We start from the raw sequence: 18,824 nt of genomic DNA on the forward strand, positions 1-18,824 counted from the left end.
CTAACGCTTTTGCCGAGGGGATAGAGGGCGTCGTGTCCCGCCCACTAATGTTAAGCATCGGTTGAAGTTGATACATTAGAAACTCGTCACTTTAGTGATGAGAGGTTCATGCATGTTGTATGACAGAAATAGAAAAACTTCATACAATCTGAACATTACATTTCAACTAGCTGTTTAATAAGATAAAGGTAAGAAATGAAAGAATATTTTTAGGGTGGAGGGGGGATACGATGTTAGCCTTTGATATTTTAGAATATCAAAAACGTTTAACGAAGACAAAACAACGGATGGCTGAAAACGACATGGAAGTATTACTTGTAACAGACCCCGCTAATATGAATTATTTATCAGGCTATGATGCTTGGTCATTCTATGTTCACCAAATGTTAATTATCATTATTGATGAGCCTCAGCCAATTTGGATTGGTCGTTATCAGGATGCAAATGGCGCAAAAATTACCACATGGATCTACAACGAAAATATTATTCCATTCCCAGATTATTATGTACAATCATCGATTTATCACCCAATGGATTTCATTGCAGAAATTTTAAAACAGATCGGGCAAGGAAATAGAAAAATAGGTGTTGAGATGGATAATTACTATTTCACTGCCAAAGCTTACGAAAGATTAAAGTACGGATTGCCAAATGCTACATTCAAAAATGCGGATTTATTAGTGAATTATGTAAGGATTATCAAATCAGAGCAAGAAATTGAATATATGAAGCGGGCAGCAGAAATTGCTGATCAAGCGATGTATAAGGCAATAGAGAGTGTACGCGCAGGGAATCGAGAGTGTGATACAGCAGCAGCTATTTATCACCAAATGATTTCTGGTACTGAAGAATATGGTGGGGATTATCCAGCTATCGTCCCATTGCTTCCCTCTGGATATAACACAGGCGCACCACATCTAACTTGGTCGGAGAGAAAATATCAAGAAGGAGAGTCTGTTGTTATTGAACTCGCAGGCTGTTATAAAAGGTATCATGTACCAGTTGCTAGAACGGTTTCGATAGGTAAACCTTCTATGCAGCTTGAGAAACTTGCTCCGATTGTCGTAGAAGGGTTGAATGCCGTTTTAGATGCGGTAAAGCCTGGAGTTACTTGTGGAGAACTGGAAAGCTATTGGTATAACTGTCTAAAGAAATATGGAATTGAAAAAGAGGCAAGACTAGGATATTCCGTAGGTTTAGGTTACCCGCCAGATTGGGGAGAACATACAGCAAGCATCCGAACAGAGGATTCCACCGTTTTACAGCCAAATATGACTTTCCACCTTATTCCAGCCTTGTGGTTCGACAACTATGGAATTGAGATCAGTGAATCATTTCGAGTAACAAAAACTGGCGGCGAAACGTTCACCAATATTCCAAGAGAATTAATAGTGCAAGATCCCTTTCCGTTTCCAGAACAAGGTGGAATCATCAGCTAGCTTTTAGGATGATTAGATAGATATTAGATGAGGAGGGTATAGTATGAGAGAGGTAAAAATGAGTACAAAAGCAGTTTGGGCAGGAGAAAAAGATCAATTAGCTTTTGGAGCCACTCAAGTTCCAGTTGTGCACAGTGTATCTTTTGGGTATGACGATATGGATGAATGGTATGAAGTAGCTATCGGTAATAAAGAAGGTCATATTTACGGTCGTAATACCAATCCAACTGTTGAAGCCTTTGAAGAAAAAATCAGAATTTTGGAAGGAGCAGAAGCTGCTACTAGCTTTTCGACAGGAATGGCAGCGATTAGTAATACACTAGGAACGCTGTTGTTTCCAGGGGATCGAATTGTTTCCATAAAAGACACATATGGCGGAACCAATAAAATATTTACCGAATTTCTGCCAAAGCAAAACGTGGACGTTGTTTTATGTGACACTGGTGATCATGAAGCGATTGAAAAAGAGGTAGAAAAAGGATGTAAAGTTCTTTATTTAGAAAGTCCGACAAACCCAACGGTGAAAATCACAGATATTGAAAAGATGGCGAAAGTCGGAAAAAAAGCAGGAGCTATTGTTATTGTTGATAACACCTTTGCCACTCCAGTTAACCAGAATCCGTTGGAATTGGGAGCAGACCTAGTGATTCATAGTGCCACTAAATTTTTAGGAGGGCATGCAGATGCATTAGGAGGCTCTGTTTGTGGCTCTAAAAAATTAGTAGAAAATATTTATCATTATAGAGAAATTAATGGAGCAACACTTGATCCAATGTCAGCCTATTTATTATTACGAGGCATGAAAACGCTTCAATTACGAATCGAAAAACAGAGTGAAAATGCAATGGCAGTTGCTCATTATTTGAAATCAGTTGATGCTGTTGAATCGGTATTTTATCCAGGGTTAGCGGAACATCCAGGCCACGAGATTGCTAAAAAACAAATGAACGGGTTTGGCAGCATGTTAAGTTTCTCGGTAAAGGGTGGAGTAGATACACTTAGACATCTGCTTCCAAAGCTAAAGTATGCGAATCGAGCAGCCCATCTTGGCTCTGTTGAAACTATTGTAGGCCCTTCACGCACAACAAGTCATGTAGAATGTACACCAGAGGAAAGAGCGGCAATGGGAATACCAGAAGGATTAATTCGATATTCAGCAGGACTTGAAGATAAGGATGACTTAATTGCTGATTTAGAGCAAGCCTTTCAGTCTTTGCCAGCAAGTCTATTTATAAACAAATAAAGCGTGCCTTTTAACTAAAAACGAAAATAGCATTCACCTATTTTTCTTAAAAAATAATGGAGGTGATGAGATTGACAATGAAGGTTGCTTTTATTGGTTTTGGCGGTGTTGGGCAGGCGTTAGCAGAGATATTCTTGAAACAACAGAAGGGTGAAAAGCCGTCGTTTGGTTTTGAGCCCGAGGTTGTCGCTGTATCTGATATTATGAAAGGATCTGTGTATCATCCGGATGGTTTAAACATTAAACAGTTGTTATCTGCTGTTAGAGATTCTGGAAGTTTAGCTGCTTATCCAGACAAAGGAGGATTAATTAGAGGCTGGGATAGCATGGAAACAATCAAGAATACGAATGCAGATATGATTGTCGAAGTAACATTCACAGATGTGAAGACAGGTCAACCAGCTATTGATCATTGTCGAACAGCTTTTGAACATAAAAAAAGTGTGGTAACGACTAATAAAGGACCAGTTGCTTTAGCTTATGATGAATTATCACAATTAGCTGAAAAGAATGGTGTGTTTTGGGGATTTGAAGGTACAGTTATGAGCGGAACACCAGCTCTCAGATTGCCTGTCATGACATTAGCAGGAAATGAAATAACGGAAATTAAAGGTATCTTAAATGGGACGACGAACTATATGATAACCGAAATGGAAAAAGGCAAGACATATAAGGAAGCATTAGAAAAAGCGCAAAGTTTAGGCTATGCAGAAGCGGATCCAACTAGTGATGTGGAAGGTTATGATGCAAGATATAAAACAGCAATTTTAGCGAACTATTTAATGGGTGAAAAAATAGCTTCAGAAGATATTTACTGTAGAGGAATTAACGATTTAACTTTAGAGATGGTGAAAGAAGCGTTAGATAAAAAACAAAAATGGCGTCTGCTCTCGCGTTTAACTAAAAGGGAAGATGGTTCAATCGAAGCTTCTGTTCAACCAGAATTAATTGATGGTAACGATCCATTAGCTGGTGTTAATGGCCCAACAAATGCGATAGTTTACGAATGTGACTTATCCGGTCCGATTATGTTAACAGGTGCAGGTGCAGGGCTAATCGAAACAGGTTATTCACTGTTTATTGATATCATACACTATCATAGACAAAGCGCCCTAACCAAACTTTAATAGGGGGTGATTTCCGTGCAACTAAAAGTTAAACAAGAAAGAATGCTAATTGCAGGACAATGGATAGCTGCTGAGCAAACATTTGATGTCTATGACCCGCAAGATAATCGATTAATTGCCAAAGTACCATTAGCTACAGAAAATGATATGCTGATGGCTATTGAAAAAGCAGAGGAGGCATATTTAAGTACCAAACCTTGGCCAACTCATGAAAGGATGGCCGTACTTCAACGAGTAGCCTCTTATATAGAAGAAAATAAAGAGCGTTATGCAGAAACAGTTGCATTAGAAGGAAGCAAAACGATTCGCGAAGCTCGCATGGAAGTAAAGCGAGCGATCCAAACGATTCAAATTAGTGCAGAAGAAGCTCGAAGGATAAATGGAGAAACGATTAATTTTGATCAAAGTGAGAGTGGAGAAAACAGGGTTGGCTATTATTACCGTTTTCCAGTAGGTGTGATTGGAGCGATCACCCCTTTTAATGATCCTTTAAATCTAGTAGCTCATAAGGTCGGTCCAGCGATTGCCTCGGGCAACGCGATCATTGTAAAACCAGCATCTGATACGCCATTGAGTGCATTGCTTTTGGCAGAAGCTTTTACACAATCGGGATTGCCGGCAGGTATGCTGTCCGTTGTGACTGGATCAGGTCGAGATGTAGGTGATGTACTTGTCACGCATCCTTCCATTACGATGATTACATTTACGGGAGGAGTAGATGTTGGGAAGAAAATCGCGCATAAAGCTGGAATCAAGAAGATTGGAATGGAGCTCGGTTCCAATTCTCCGGTTATTGTGTTAAATGATGCAGATGTTGAAAAAGCAGTGACATCTTGTGTTTCAGGTGCTTTTACAGCTGCCGGTCAAAATTGTATTGGTGTCCAGAGAATTTATGTAGAGAAAGAAGTATATCTTCAATTCTTAGAGTTATATAAGCAAAGAACTTCAGAGCTGCAATTGGGAGATAAATTGGATCCATTAACAGACGTTGGTCCGATGATAAATGAGCGAGAAGCAAAAAGGGTTGAAGCGTGGGTAAATCAAGCAGTAGCAGAAGGGGCAAAAATTCAAATGGGCGGAAAAAGAGAGAGAGCCTTTTATTATCCGACTATTCTAACAGATGTCCCCACACATGCGGTGATTGCCCAAGAAGAAATATTTGGTCCTGTCGTGCTTGTTTATTCAGTAGATGATGTGTATCAAGCAATTGCTCAGTCAAACGCTGTTGATTACGGGTTGCAAGCGGGGATATTTACAAAAGACGTGGAAAATGCATTCTTAACAATACAGAAGTTAGAAGTTGGCGGCATCATGGTCAACGATAGTAGTGATTATCGTATTGATGCAATGCCTTTTGGAGGGGTGAAACAATCGGGGTTAGGTAGAGAAGGGATCAAGTCCTCGATTGAAGCCATGACAGAGCAAAAGGTAGTGAGCTTTAAACTAAGCTAATATTTTTCGAAATAAGAACCAAAAAAAGAGACCGTGCTTGGTCTCTTTTTTTAGATCGTGCTTATTCTTTTACACTTGCTGGTACTTCTACGCCCAATTTAGCAGCAACGCCTTCAGCTAATTCAGGATCTACTTTATAGAAGAGTCCTAATTGACGTTCAACAATACCTTCACGAGTGACTCCACTTAAATGGTCGGCGAAGTTTTGCATTAAATGTTCACGTTCTTCTTGATCCATTACATCACGGAATAGTGCACGTGGTTGAGAATAGTGATCATCACTATCATAAGCAACGCTATCAGCAAAACCATTTACTTCAAATGGATTAATTTTATTTTCTGGTGTTTCTTTAGGTGCTTCAGCAAAGCTATTTGGTTCATAATTTGGAGCACTTCCGCCATTTTCATCGAAACGCATTTGTCCATCTCGTTGATAGTTATTAACTGGTGCTTTAGAACGGTTAATTGGTAATGCTTCATGATTTGCACCAATACGGTAACGATGAGCATCGGAATAAGCAAATAAGCGTCCTTGAAGCATTTTATCAGGAGATGCTTCAATACCAGGTACAAAGTGACCAGGAGAGAATGCTGCTTGCTCTACTTCTGCAAAATAGTTTTCAGGGTTACGATCCAACACCATTTTACCTACTTCTACTAATGGATAATCAGCATGTGGCCATACTTTTGTTACATCAAATGGATCATAGCGATAATCTTTTGCCTCTTCAGCAGGCATAATTTGTACTTTTAAAGTCCAAGAAGGATAATCGCCTTCCTCGATTGCATTAAATAAGTCTTCAGTGTGATAATCTGGATTAGTTCCTGCTAATTCATCTGCAACTTTAGGATCTAGTCCTTTAACACCTTGATCACTAATAAAGTGGTATTTAATAAAGAAAGCTTCTCCGTCATTATTTACCCATTTGAATGTATGGCTTCCATACCCATTTTGATGACGAAGAGTGGCAGGAATTCCACGACTAGAATGTAGGTAAGTGATTTGGTGTAAAGATTCTGGAGATAAAGACCAGAAATCCCACACAGCATTTGGATCTTTTAAATTTGTTTGTGGGTTACGCTTTTGTGTATGAATAAAGTCTGGAAATTTAATCGCGTCACGGATAAAGAAAATCGGCGTGTTATTTCCAACTAAATCATAGTTCCCTTCATCTGTATAGAACTTAACAGCGAAACCGCGCGGGTCACGTACAGTATCGGCAGAACCTAATTCGCCAGCTACGGTGGAGAAGCGAATGAACATAGGTGTTTTTTTGCCTACTTCAGATAAGAAGTCTGCTTTTGTATATTTGGAAACGTCATTTGTTACTTCAAAATAGCCGTGTGCCCCTGCACCTTTTGCGTGAACAACTCTTTCTGGAACTCTTTCACGATTAAAATGAGCTAGTTTTTCTAGTAAATGAACGTCTTGAATTAATGTTGGTCCTCTATGGCCTGCAGTAATGGAATTTTGATTATCTCCTACTGGCGCACCAGAAGCAGTCGTTAAGTATTTTTTTTCTTGACTCATATAATGTAACACCTCTCCTTTATTCTTTATATTACATCTTTTATTATAATACAAATTTTATAAAAATCAATATTTATTTATAATAATTTTAAATAAATTTTGTGTAAAATCTACTTCCATTTATCAAGGTGTTAAACTATAGAATCACATCATATTCCTTTATCCAATAAAATGTTAGATAAACAAAAAAAATAGAGCAGCTATTTATAACTACTCTAAAGGAATGGGAAACATCCTTGAACTTTTGTTGATTGGGGGTAACAAAAGATATGTGTAAAGGGAATGTTTCATCACTCTATGTGATTAAATATATTATAACGATAATGAGAATCATTTTCAATAGAAAAGTTCAATTTTTTTGAAAAATTTTCTGCAAACCAAACACAAGAAATTTCAAGCTTACCGGTGTATACTAAATAGAAGAAGGAAGTGATATAGAATGGTGTTGAATTTACAAAAAGTAGGACTAAAAAAAGAAGGAAATTGGATACTAAAAGATATCAATTGGAAAATAGAGAAAGGAGAGCACTGGACATTATTAGGATTGAATGGTGCAGGAAAAACCGCACTTTTACATATGTTATGTTCCTATTATTTTCCAACAGAAGGTCAAGTTAATGTGATTGGAAGGCAATTTGGTAAAGATGTACTCGGAGAGCAGTTGAGACAACAAATTGGTATTGTTTCATCCATCTTAAAACAACGAATTTACGGTACGGATAGTGCATACCAAGTTGTATTAAGCGGTGCGTTTGCTTCGATTGGTTTATATGAAACCCCTACAGACGAGATGCGTGCCAAAGCCCAACAGCTATTGAAGGATCTTGATTGCTTCTCTTATGCTAATCGTGCCTACCGAACATTATCTCAAGGGGAACAGCAACGTGTATTAATCGGACGAGCACTCATGAACGACCCCAAATTATTAATTTTAGATGAGCCGACAAATGGATTAGATTTTATCGCAAGAGAGAAATTACTAGAGTCGATTGAGCATATTAGTAAAGGGGAAAATGCAGCTTCGATTATATATGTCACACATCATGTGGAGGAAATAATACCAACTTTTTCGAAAACTTTGTTATTAAAGGATGGACGTGTATTTAATCAAGGCCCAACAAATGCTATGATCAATTCGGAAAATTTAACAGAATTTTTTGGTGTACCAGTAGAGGTAGATTGGACAGAACGACGTCCAAGGTTAAGGAAGAAATAACATCTTAGGAGTAGACTTAAATGTTAAATCATTTGAACCAAATACTACAACGAATTATGCCCTTTATCGCACCAGCAAGTGTAATTATTGGGGTATTATTTGCAGATTTTTTTATTCAATTTGATAATTGGGTTATCTGGATTTTTGCATTTATGACATTTGCAGGGAGTTTGAGCCTAAATTTTGTTGCTCTATATCGAGTGGTTGCTCATCCTTTATCAATATTGATAGCACTTGTTATCTTACATATTTTAATGCCTTTATGGGCGTTTCTAATCGGAGCACTCACCTTTAGCAATGATCATTTGACGGTTATTGGTTTTGTATTAGCAATGATTATTCCTACAGGGATTACAAGTTTCATTTGGGTTTCTATGAATAAAGGAAATGTCGCATTAACATTATCCATTATTTTGATTGATACGATCTTATCCCCTTTTATTGTCCCGTTATCGCTATCATTATTTATCGGAGCATCCGTTGATTTAGAAGTATGGGCGATGATGAAAGGTCTGTTTATCATGATCGTTATTCCGTCTATATTAGGAATGATTTTACATGAAACAACTCGTGGAGGAATTCATGAGAAATGGAGTCCTCGCTTAGCTCCTTTTTCGAAAATAGCATTAGCATTAGTCATTATGATCAATAGCTCAGAAGTTGCAGATTATTTATTGGATGTTGATTTTCATCTGATTAAAGTAGCTATAACGATGTTTTTTGTTGCTGCTAGTGGCTATTACTTAGCTTGGTTGTTGTCGAAGTGGTTAAAACGGGCTAGTCAAGATGTGATTTCCTTAACATTTAGCAGTGGAATGAGAAATATTAGCGCCGGAGCCGTTATAGCAGTGCAGTATTTTTCTGGACCAGTGGCTGTTCCGGTTGTTGTAGGCATGTTATTTCAACAAGTTTTAGCTTCTTTATATAGTAAATTTCTGCAAAGAAGAAAATGAATATTAATATTGAGAATATTCTGAAAAATGGTAGAATTAACTATTGAAGTATATGTTTAAACGAAAGGAGGACAAAAATGACGGAGGATCAATTACCGAAAGATAAGTCAGAGCAACAGTCAAAAACATCAACAGGATTAGATCAGAATGTCGCAGGTTTATTATCGTATTTAGTAGGGTTTGTTACTGGTATTATTTTTTTATTGTTAGAGAAAGAAAATCGCTTTGTCCGTTTTCATGCACTGCAGTCGATTTTTGTATCGGTATTACTGATTGTGATCAATACGGTTCTTGGAATGATACCTTTATTAGGATGGCTTGTAAATATTTTAATTGCACCTTTAACACTTGTTTTATGGATTGTTTTAATGGTAAAGGCCTATCAAGGGCAATATTTCAAGTTACCTTGGATTGGTGACATGGTTGAACAACAATTAGATAAATAATGATATAATCCTGATCTGATGTTCACATCAGGTCTTTTTTTCTCAGCACAGAAAGTAGAAAAATTGTTTTAAGAAACTCACAAAAAGAAGGGTTTGCCGAAAGAGATTTTGGTAAACCCTTGTTTTTATTCATGAATCAGGCACCTGCTTAATAATATGAAAGTAAAGAAGAAAAGAAAGAAGGTGCCTTTATGATTACATGGTTATCTTTTGTTTTATTATCACTTGCAACATTTCGTTTAACAAGATTGATCGTTTATGATAAAATCACAGGCTTTATTCGAGCACCTTTTTTTGAAGTAGAAGAAAAATGGTTGCCTGATGGTAGCATAGAAGAGACGGTGATGTTTAAAGGAAACGGTTGGAAAAGATGGATTGGTGAATTATTACGATGTCACTGGTGTACGGGCATTTGGTCATCGTTAATTTTATTTTTAGGTTTTCATTTTTACTCTACTATATTTATCCCAATTATTATTGTATTGGCGGTTGCAGGAGTAGCATCAATTATTGAAGTAATTATTTCTTACTTTATTTAAACATTCATGTATCTTTATTCCTGCTTCTTCCTTTTATAGCCACTGCAACTACATGACTTTTTCCTTCGTCCTTTTTTTCGTCTGCTAACAGACCGTTGTGTAATGTTGGACATGAGCAAAACTCCTTCATCATACAAGATTATGAAACATTCCTATATTATTTTATGAGGTCGCTATAAAAGCGTTCGGGAGTTACATAAAAACGGTGAAAAAGTCTAATTTCTTCTACTCAAAATAAGCCGAGGAAAGGGGTCCTCTTTCCTCGGCGCATATAAAATTAGATACCTTTAAAGGCTTCTAAGTAGATCTCTTTTAATTCAGTAACAAGTGGTAATTTTGGATTTGCGGTTGTACACTGATCCTCAAAAGCTTTGTCGGCTAAGTGATCCACTTGTTGCATAAATGCTTCTTTTTCCACACCATTTTCTTCGATGCTCATCGGAATATCCAATTGTTTAGCAAGTTCGCATATTGCTTTAACTAAGTTATCTACCCCTTCATCTGTAGTACGAGCAGGAAGTCCTAGTATTTTTGCTATCTCTGCATATCGCTGATCCGCAACAAAATGTTCATACTTTGGAAAGGAAACAAATTTAGTTGGCTTTTTAGCATTATAGCGAATTACGTGTGGCAAGAGAATCGCATTTGCTCGCCCGTGTGCAATTTGGAATGCTGCTCCCAGCTTATGGGCCAAGCTATGATTAATCCCCAAAAACGCATTAGCAAAGGCCATTCCTGCAATACTAGACGCATTATGCATTTTTTCCCGGGCTTTTTCATTATTACCATCTTTATAAGCAATAGGTAAATATTCAAAAACTAATTGTATGGCCTTTATCGCCAGTCCATCGGTATAATCATTTGCCATGTTGGATACATAAGACTCAATCGCATGTGTCAGTACATCCATACCAGTATCTGCAGTGACTACTGGTGGTACCGTCATGACAAACTGTGGGTCAATAATCGCAACATCGGGTGTTAAGGCATAATCAGCTAATGGATATTTGATGTTGTTTTGTTTATCCGTAATAACGGAGAAAGGTGTTACTTCGGACCCTGTTCCAGACGTCGTAGGAATTCCTACAAATTGTGCTTGCTTTCCGAGCTCGGGGTATTTATAGACACGTTTACGGATGTCTAAGAATTTTTGTTTGATACCGTTAAAGTCTGTCTCTGGATGCTCATAGAATAACCACATACCCTTAGCTGCATCCATGGCAGATCCACCACCAAGGGCAATAATAACGTCAGGTTTGAATTTACTCATCTCTTCTGTCCCCCGCATCACAGTTTCAATAGATGGATCGGGTTCTACATCAGAGAAGATTTCGCAATGTACATAGTCGGCTCGCTTACGTAAATGATATAGTACTTTATCTACATACCCTAATTGTCTCATGATTGGATCAGTGACAATAAAGGCTCTTGAGATATTCGGCATTTTTGCCAAGTATTGTACAGCATTTTTTTCAAAATAAATTTTAGCTGGTACTTTAAACCATTGCATATTTACGTTTCTATTGGCTATTTTTTTGGTATTGGTAAGGTGGATTGCACCAACATTAGTTGAAACAGAGTTACCACCATATGATCCACAGCCCAATGTTAGGGATGGCAGGTAGGCATTGTAAATATCACCGATCGCTCCTTGAGAAGAAGGGGCATTAACAATGATTCGACCTGCTTTCATTCGCTTACCGAATGCCTCAACAATCTCTTGATCATTAGAATGGATAACAGCTGAGTGACCAAGACCTCCGAACTCAAGCATTTCTTCACAACGTTTGAAGCCTTCTTGATAATTTTTAACTTGATAGCTTGCTAGGATTGGACTTAATTTTTCGCGAGAAAGTGGTTCATCTGGTCCAACGGTTTTTAACTCGGCAACTAGAATTTTAGTGTCTGCAGGAACATTAATTCCAGCTTTTTTAGCAATTTCTACAGGGCTTTTTCCAACGATATCTGCGTTTACTGCACACGTTTTTTCATTTATCGCAAGTTTCTCTAGTTTTTTCTTTTCCTCTTTGTTTAATAAATAACAATGATTATTAAGCATTTCCTGTTGTACTTTTTGATAAATGGCTTGATCAATGATCACTGCCTGTTCTGATGCACAAATCATTCCGTTATCAAAAGTTTTAGAAAGAATTAAATCATTGACAGCTCGTTTGATATCGGTTGTTTTTTCAAAATAACATGGTACATTGCCAGGTCCTACACCAAGTGCCGGTTTTCCAGAGCTGTAAGCTGATTTAACCATTCCAGCACCACCTGTAGCTAGAATAAGTGCGATATCTTCATGTTTCATTAACGCTTGAGTTGCTTCAATACTTGGTTGTTCGATCCATTGGATGCAATGTTTTGGTGCACCAGCTTTCATTGCAGCCTGATACAATATATTAGCTGCTTCTGCACTACTTTTTTGAGCAGAAGGGTGAAAAGCAAAAATAATGGGGTTAGCCGTTTTTATCGCTATTAAGATTTTGAACATAGTAGTAGAGGTTGGATTGGTAACGGGTGTGACACCGGCTATAACGCCAATTGGTTCTGCTATTTCCACTACACCGTCATGTTGATTTTCATTCATGATTCCAACTGTTTTATCATATTTAATATTATGGTAGATATATTCTGTAGCAAATATATTTTTAATAATTTTATCCTCGTAAATACCTCTATTTGTTTCTTCTACTGCCATTTTTGCTAGAGTCATATGTGCATCTAAACCGGCAAGTGCCATTTCTTTAACAATGTGGTTGATCTCTTCTTGATTTAATTGTTTTAATTTTGACAATGCTGCTGTACCTTGTTTTACTTTTTGGTCAATGGTTTGCTGAACATTATGTTGTTTCTCGAGAGCTGGTCTACTCATCATTTACTCCTCCTCACAAATTGTGAAACGTTGAGCATTTAAACTTAAAAAAATGAATTTCTGATAGTTTTTGGGTGGGATTGCGTGCAATTTTAATAAAGGTAAGATCTTGATACATTCGTGTTGTGTTTTTCAATAAGATAACGTAGTGCTTTGTCCAGATCGTGCTAGGGTACGCCTTATTTTGCTCTAAGAGAAGAGCTTCGAACTGGTCACCGATTTTTTCTTCGAATGTCGCTTGGTTGTAAAAATCGGTGTCTGTACTGAAATCAATCCACTCATAAGAAATCATTATTTCTCCTCCTTTTATAACCTCCTTTATTTGTTCTGAATTCATCTTATCACGAGAAAACGGATACAAAATGATTGATTTTTGACGAAATTGTGAAATATTTCACATTAGAGAGTGTGTTATAATTGACTTATTTAACAGAAGGGGAAGGATACAGTACATGTGGGTTGTTATTATTGTTTGTATTATAGTCGTGATTGCCGTATTGGCGTTGTCCATTATGACATTAAATAAAGGATATGGGTATCAGCATACAATTGATCCGTTACCAAGCGAACAGGAAAATAGTGAAGGAACAGAATCAAGTACTGATCAAACAGAGAAAAATACGAATGAAAATAAAAACAGTGACCGATAAAAACACAAACGGTCACTGTTTGCTCGTTCTCCGAAATAGATGACTCTCCAGTATATCCGTGGGAGAGTGCGGATATTTGGTCCACTATTGGTGACAAAATTGCCGTTTTTAAGGTGCGTGCGGACATCTATTCCGCTAATCGTCGAAAATAAAGCTAAATTTGATCGAAAAAAGCCAAATAAGGGATTAAATGTCCGCAACACCCAAAAAACGGGAGTTATTCTGTTAAATAACGCACTCATTTCGTTTCGCTAAGGATCAGTGTGGTCCTTATCCCTAGCTTATTATAGAGAAGCTTTATAGATGGCGATCGCATCTTCACGGTTCAGTTTTTTGAAGTTACCAAATTCAGGTCTAGCGATCACTGTTTTATCAGCCATTTCCTCGATACTGTCTTCGCCAATATCATAATCAGCCAAGCGGGAAGGTGCTTCGATACTATTCCAGAATGCACGAAGTTTAGCTATTCCTTCTAAGCCAACTTCTTTATCTGATTTACCACTTGGATCCACATCAAATACACGGACAGCTAATTGTTTAAAACGACTTACGTTTTCATCGATTGCATACTCCATCCAATGTGGAAAGAGAATCGCAAGACCACCACCGTGTGGAATGTCATGTACAGCTGAAACAGCATGTTCTAAGTTATGTGTTGCCCAGTCTCCATGATATCCCATATTTACCATACCATTTAATGCCATCGTACCATTATATAAGACTGTTGCGCGAAGGTCTTCATTTTCAAGATCTTCTAATAACTTTGGAGCTGTTTCTACCATCGTTTGTAGAATTCCTTCTACCATACGATCTTGTAACAATGTATTTTCATCATGATGGAAATAATGTTCAAGCGCATGTGACATAATATCGACCATGCCATAGATTGTTTGGTCTTTCGGTACTGTTTTGGTGAAATTAGGATCTAAAATCGAGAAAGTAGGGTAAGTATATGGGCTTCCCCAACCATGTTTTTCATTTGTTTCCCAATTTGTGATGACAGATCCTGCATTCATTTCAGATCCGGTTGCTGCCAGTGTTAAAACCGTACCAAATGGAAGTGCACCAGTAGGAGTTGCTTTCTTAGTTACAATATCCCAAATATCATCTTCAGATTTAGCACCTGCAGCGATTGCTTTCGTACAGTCAATTGTACTTCCGCCACCAACAGCAAGGATGAAATCTATTTTTTTATCTTTACAAATTCCGATTCCTTTACGTGCAGTAGTGACACGAGGATTTGGTTCGACACCACTCAATTCAAATACATTCTTATTTTCTTTCTTCAATATATCGATTACTTGGTCGTATAAGCCATTGCGTTTAATGCTTCCGCCACCGTAGACTAGCAGAATATTATCACCGTAATGTTGTAATTCTGTTTGTAAGTTCTCTAATTGCCCTTGACCGAAATATAATTTCGTCGGGTTGTGAAACATAAAGTTTTGCATTTGTTTGCCTCCTCCTAAATCAACATACACCATTAAATATTGCAATAATTTTAGTATGTGTAAAGTATTATGCTTCATGTTTCCAAATGTGAACAAATTCTGAAACCTTATAAGAAAACCATAATTTTGTTCACTATTTCACATGACAAAAATAAACGAAAGGCATATACTAGTAATATAAACATGCTCAATGTTGAACAATATAAAGAGGAGGAAGATAATATGAAAGTAGAAGAACGAGTAGATCAAACGAAGGTAGCTTGGCAAGGTTTTACTCCAGGCCGTTGGCAGGAAGAAATCGATGTGCGAGACTTCATTATCAAAAACTTCACTTTGTATGATGGGGATGAATTATTTTTAGCGGATGCAACAGAGAATACACTTAAATTGTGGGAACAAGTGATGGAATTGACGAAACAAGAGCAAGAGAACGGTGGTGTTTACAACTTAGATACTGAGATTGTTTCGACCATTACTTCACACGGGGCAGGTTATCTAGACAGAACGAAAGAAAAAATAGTAGGTGTACAGACAGATCAGCCTTTTAAACGTTCCTTACAGCCATTTGGAGGTATTCGTATGGCGGTAGCAGCCGCACAGTCTTATGGTTATCAAGTTGACGGAAATATTGTGAAAACATTCACAGATTACAGAAAGACACATAATCAAGGTGTTTTTGATGCATATACGAAAGAGATGTTGCTGGCTCGAAAAGCTGGCATTGTAACAGGGCTTCCAGATGCTTATGGACGCGGTAGAATTATCGGTGATTATCGTCGAGTTGCATTATATGGCGTGGATCGATTAATAGCAGAAAAGCAAGCGCAATTAGATATCATTGGTGGCAATGGTCAGATGTCGGAAGAGGTGATTAGAGACCGCGAGGAAATGACGGAACAAATTCGAGCGTTACAAGAGTTAAAGCAATTAGGAGAAATATATGGTTTCGATTTATCCCGTCCGGCGAACGATGCCCAAGAAGCAGTGCAGTGGTTATATTTAGCATATTTAGCTGCTATCAAGGAACAAAATGGAGCAGCGATGAGTTTAGGCAGAGTATCAACTTTCTTGGATGTTTATCTTGAAAGAGATTTAGCAGAAGGATATTTGACAGAGCAGCAAGCACAAGAGTTGATTGACCATTTTGTCATGAAACTTCGTCTTGTTAAATTTGCAAGAACACCGGAATACAATGAATTATTTAGTGGTGACCCAACTTGGGTGACAGAGTCGCTTGGTGGCATGGCATTAGATGGACGTCCGTTAGTTACAAAAAGTTCATTCCGCTTTTTACACACATTAACTAATTTGGGACCGGCACCTGAACCAAATTTGACCGTACTATGGTCCACACGTTTGCCTGAAGCGTTTAAAAAATATTGTGCCAAGATGTCAATTGACACAAGTTCTATTCAATATGAGAATGATGACCTCATGCGAGAACAATATGGTGATGATTATGGCATCGCGTGTTGCGTATCTGCTATGCGGATCGGCAAACAGATGCAATTTTTCGGTGCTAGAGCAAACCTTGCAAAAGCATTACTATATACGATAAATGGTGGGGTAGATGAAAAATTAAAAATCCAAGTAGGACCTGCCTATGCTCCCATTACTTCTGAATACTTAGAGTATGATGAGGTGGCAGAAAAATATGATCGAATGCTAGAATGGCTTGCTGGTCTTTACGTAAATGCATTAAATGTTATTCACTATATGCATGATAAATACAGTTATGAACGATTAGAGATGGCCTTGCATGATCGGGAAGTATTTCGAACTATGGCATGTGGAATTGCAGGATTATCTGTTGTTGCGGATTCGTTAAGTGCAATCAAGTATGCCAAAGTTAAAACGATTCGAGATGAGCATGGCTTGGTAGTTGATTACGAAATCGAAGGAGACTTTCCAAAGTACGGTAATAATGATGACAGGGTAGATCAGATTGCCAAAGATCTCGTTAAGAAATTCATGAATAAAATAGCGAAACATAAAACATACCGTGGAGCAACACCAACTCAATCGATTCTTACTATTACATCCAATGTTGTATATGGTAAGAAAACTGGCAATACACCAGACGGTAGAAAAGCGGGAGAACCATTCGCGCCTGGAGCAAATCCGTTACATGGTCGTGATACGAGAGGATCATTAGCATCTCTTAGTTCTGTAGCAAAATTACCATATGAATATGCATTAGATGGTATCTCCAATACTTTTTCGATAGTACCAAGAGCGCTGGGAAAAGAAGAACAAACAAGAATAAGTAATTTAGCAGGTATGTTAGATGGTTATGCAATAAAACGAGGACATCACTTAAATGTAAATGTCTTTGAGAGAGAAACACTGATGGATGCCATGGAACATCCTGAAAAATATCCGCAACTTACCATCCGTGTCTCAGGATATGCGGTCAATTTTACTAAATTAACACGGGAACAACAAATTGACGTGATTAATCGGACGTTCCATGAAAGTATGTAAGGTTAAATAAAAAGAGAGGTGAGTATGATGATTGGAAGAATTCATTCTGTTGAAACTTGTGGTACAGTCGATGGACCTGGTTTACGGTATGTAATATTTATGCAAGGCTGTTTATTAAGATGTCAATATTGCCACAATCCAGATACTTGGACGAGAGGTGATGGAAAGAATATAACGGTAGAAGAATTAGTTGCAGATATTCAATCATACTTGCCTTTCTTTCAATCCTCAGGGGGAGGAGTTACGGTTAGTGGTGGTGAACCTTTGTTGCAAGTGGACTTTTTGACAGCTCTTTTTACTGAATTAAAGAAACTCGGAGTTCATACAACCATTGATAGTTGTGGAGGGTGCTTCTCCACTTCTCCATACTTTCTTGAAAAGCTTGATAAGTTAATCCAAGTAACAGATTTAGTTCTATTAGATTTAAAACATATTGATTTGGTAAAACACCAAGCATTAACTGGTATGTCCAATCAGCATATTTTGCGATTCGCACAATACCTTGATCAAAGAAGGTTACCTGTTTGGATCAGACATGTATTAGTCCCGACGATAAGTGATGATGATGAAGCATTGAAAAGGTTGGCAGCATTTATCGGGACGTTGTCCAATGTCGATAAGATTGAAGTGTTACCTTATCATAAACTAGGTATATACAAATGGAAAGAGCTAGGGTTGGATTATCCACTTCAAGGAATAGAGCCACCATCACAAGAAAGAGTAGTGAATGCAGAAAAAATATTAAAGACAGCTTTACAAACAGAAAAATTTCTCCATTCCAGTTAAATAGAATGTTTAATAATTGAAGGAAAAGGAATAGTATTGGTAGAATAAATAATATAGAACAAGCAAGCGTTCTAATTTAATCTAAAGGAGTGGATAGAGTGAGTAACAAATTATTTACATCCAAAGCAACTGCACAAGGTGGCCGTGATGGTCATGTCAAATCAGATGACGGTTTAATTGACTTAAACCTAGTAAATCCAGCGGGTGATGGTGATGGAACAGGCTCTAATCCAGAACAATTATTTGCTGCAGGTTATGCTGCATGCTACGATGGTGCCTTGAACTTAATGGCATCCAAACAAAAGAAGGATATTGAATCTGCTATTACGGCAGAAGTTAGCTTAATAAAAGACGAAGCTGACGGTGGATTCAAAATTGGTGTAGTACTTAATGTAGAAATTAAAGGTGTATCACAAGAAGAAGCAGAAGAACTTGCTAAACAAGCACACGACTTCTGCCCATACTCTAAAGCTACAAGAGGAAATATTGACGTAGAATTAAATACAACAGCTGTATAATAAGAAAAGCGCAGAGCGCCCGCCTAGTTTCTGGGCGCTTTGAGTGGACAAATAACTAAATATTATACTTTCTTGTCGTAATATAGAAAGAGCACGGTGTTATTGATACACCGT

Annotated in this window: 16 protein-coding genes; 12 read left to right on the forward strand and 4 right to left on the reverse strand. The window is 37.6% G+C overall.

Annotated features, from left to right (window positions below; genetic code table 11):
- Positions 1–230: 230 nt before the first annotated feature.
- The 4 genes from GHT08_RS16990 to GHT08_RS17005 all read left to right on the forward strand — a co-directional run bounded on the left by GHT08_RS16990 (position 231) and on the right by GHT08_RS17005 (position 5,261).
- On the forward strand, positions 231–1,439 hold the full coding sequence (locus GHT08_RS16990) for a M24 family metallopeptidase (protein WP_163582632.1): 1,209 nt from the start codon (positions 231–233) through the stop codon (positions 1,437–1,439).
- A gap of 43 nt (positions 1,440–1,482) precedes the next feature.
- Positions 1,483–2,682 carry a cystathionine gamma-synthase family protein gene (locus tag GHT08_RS16995; protein WP_163582633.1) on the forward strand — a complete coding sequence of 400 codons (1,200 nt, stop codon included), beginning with the start codon at positions 1,483–1,485 and terminating at the stop codon, positions 2,680–2,682.
- 71 nt (positions 2,683–2,753) lie between these two features.
- Positions 2,754–3,809, forward strand: coding sequence for a homoserine dehydrogenase (locus GHT08_RS17000; protein ID WP_163582634.1), 1,056 nt, complete (start codon positions 2,754–2,756; stop codon positions 3,807–3,809).
- Between the two features lie 15 nt (positions 3,810–3,824).
- Complete coding sequence (locus tag GHT08_RS17005) at positions 3,825–5,261, forward strand: aldehyde dehydrogenase family protein (RefSeq protein ID WP_163582635.1); 1,437 nt, start codon at positions 3,825–3,827, stop codon at positions 5,259–5,261.
- 61 nt (positions 5,262–5,322) lie between these two features.
- On the opposite strand, the gene GHT08_RS17010 is transcribed toward GHT08_RS17005, so the two are convergent.
- Positions 5,323–6,792 carry a catalase gene (locus GHT08_RS17010; protein WP_163582636.1) on the reverse strand — a complete coding sequence of 490 codons (1,470 nt, stop codon included), beginning with the start codon at positions 6,790–6,792 and terminating at the stop codon, positions 5,323–5,325.
- Between the two features lie 439 nt (positions 6,793–7,231).
- Here GHT08_RS17010 and GHT08_RS17015 point away from each other — a divergent pair, with 439 nt between their 5' ends.
- From GHT08_RS17015 to GHT08_RS17030, 4 genes are all read left to right on the forward strand, one after another.
- Entirely contained in the window at positions 7,232–8,008 is a 777-nt protein-coding gene (locus tag GHT08_RS17015; protein ID WP_163582637.1) for an ABC transporter ATP-binding protein, read from the forward strand.
- A gap of 20 nt (positions 8,009–8,028) precedes the next feature.
- The gene (locus GHT08_RS17020) at positions 8,029–8,961 is read left to right on the forward strand and encodes a bile acid:sodium symporter family protein (protein ID WP_163582638.1); all 933 of its coding nucleotides are present in this window, start codon (positions 8,029–8,031) and stop codon (positions 8,959–8,961) included.
- Between the two features lie 77 nt (positions 8,962–9,038).
- Complete coding sequence (locus GHT08_RS17025; RefSeq protein ID WP_163582639.1) at positions 9,039–9,407, forward strand: DUF4870 domain-containing protein; 369 nt, start codon at positions 9,039–9,041, stop codon at positions 9,405–9,407.
- 191 nt (positions 9,408–9,598) lie between these two features.
- Positions 9,599–9,946, forward strand: coding sequence for a DUF1360 domain-containing protein (locus GHT08_RS17030; RefSeq protein ID WP_018932072.1), 348 nt, complete (start codon positions 9,599–9,601; stop codon positions 9,944–9,946).
- Positions 9,947–10,223: 277 nt separating this feature from the next.
- Here the strand turns inward: GHT08_RS17030 and adhE are convergent, their stop codons facing one another.
- Together adhE and GHT08_RS17040 are read right to left on the reverse strand one after the other, a co-directional pair.
- On the reverse strand, positions 10,224–12,821 hold the full coding sequence (gene adhE / locus GHT08_RS17035; RefSeq protein ID WP_163582640.1) for a bifunctional acetaldehyde-CoA/alcohol dehydrogenase: 2,598 nt from the start codon (positions 12,819–12,821) through the stop codon (positions 10,224–10,226).
- 13 nt (positions 12,822–12,834) lie between these two features.
- A complete protein-coding gene (locus GHT08_RS17040) occupies positions 12,835–13,113 on the reverse strand; it encodes a hypothetical protein (protein ID WP_163582641.1) in 279 nt (92 codons plus the stop codon).
- Positions 13,114–13,273: 160 nt separating this feature from the next.
- Between GHT08_RS17040 and ytzI the strand changes: the two genes are divergently transcribed.
- Entirely contained in the window at positions 13,274–13,471 is a 198-nt protein-coding gene (gene ytzI / locus GHT08_RS17045) for a YtzI protein (RefSeq protein WP_163582642.1), read from the forward strand.
- A gap of 284 nt (positions 13,472–13,755) precedes the next feature.
- Here ytzI and GHT08_RS17050 read toward each other — a convergent pair whose 3' ends face one another.
- Complete coding sequence (locus GHT08_RS17050; RefSeq protein WP_163582643.1) at positions 13,756–14,922, reverse strand: iron-containing alcohol dehydrogenase; 1,167 nt, start codon at positions 14,920–14,922, stop codon at positions 13,756–13,758.
- Positions 14,923–15,144: 222 nt separating this feature from the next.
- On the opposite strand from GHT08_RS17050, the gene pflB reads away from it, so the two are divergent.
- The 3 genes from pflB (at position 15,145) to GHT08_RS17065 (ending at position 18,710) form a co-directional block, all read left to right on the forward strand.
- Positions 15,145–17,406 (forward strand): formate C-acetyltransferase, encoded by a 2,262-nt coding sequence (gene pflB, locus GHT08_RS17055; protein WP_163582644.1) that lies wholly within the window; start codon positions 15,145–15,147, stop codon positions 17,404–17,406.
- 27 nt (positions 17,407–17,433) lie between these two features.
- Positions 17,434–18,192 (forward strand): pyruvate formate-lyase-activating protein, encoded by a 759-nt coding sequence (gene pflA / locus GHT08_RS17060; RefSeq protein WP_163582645.1) that lies wholly within the window; start codon positions 17,434–17,436, stop codon positions 18,190–18,192.
- 98 nt (positions 18,193–18,290) lie between these two features.
- Positions 18,291–18,710, forward strand: a complete 420-nt coding sequence (locus GHT08_RS17065; RefSeq protein WP_163582646.1) for an organic hydroperoxide resistance protein — start codon at positions 18,291–18,293, stop codon at positions 18,708–18,710.
- Positions 18,711–18,824 lie beyond the last annotated feature (114 nt).

Source organism: Gracilibacillus saliphilus (assembly GCF_010994085.1).
Taxonomy (GTDB): domain Bacteria; phylum Bacillota; class Bacilli; order Bacillales; family Amphibacillaceae; genus Gracilibacillus; species Gracilibacillus lacisalsi.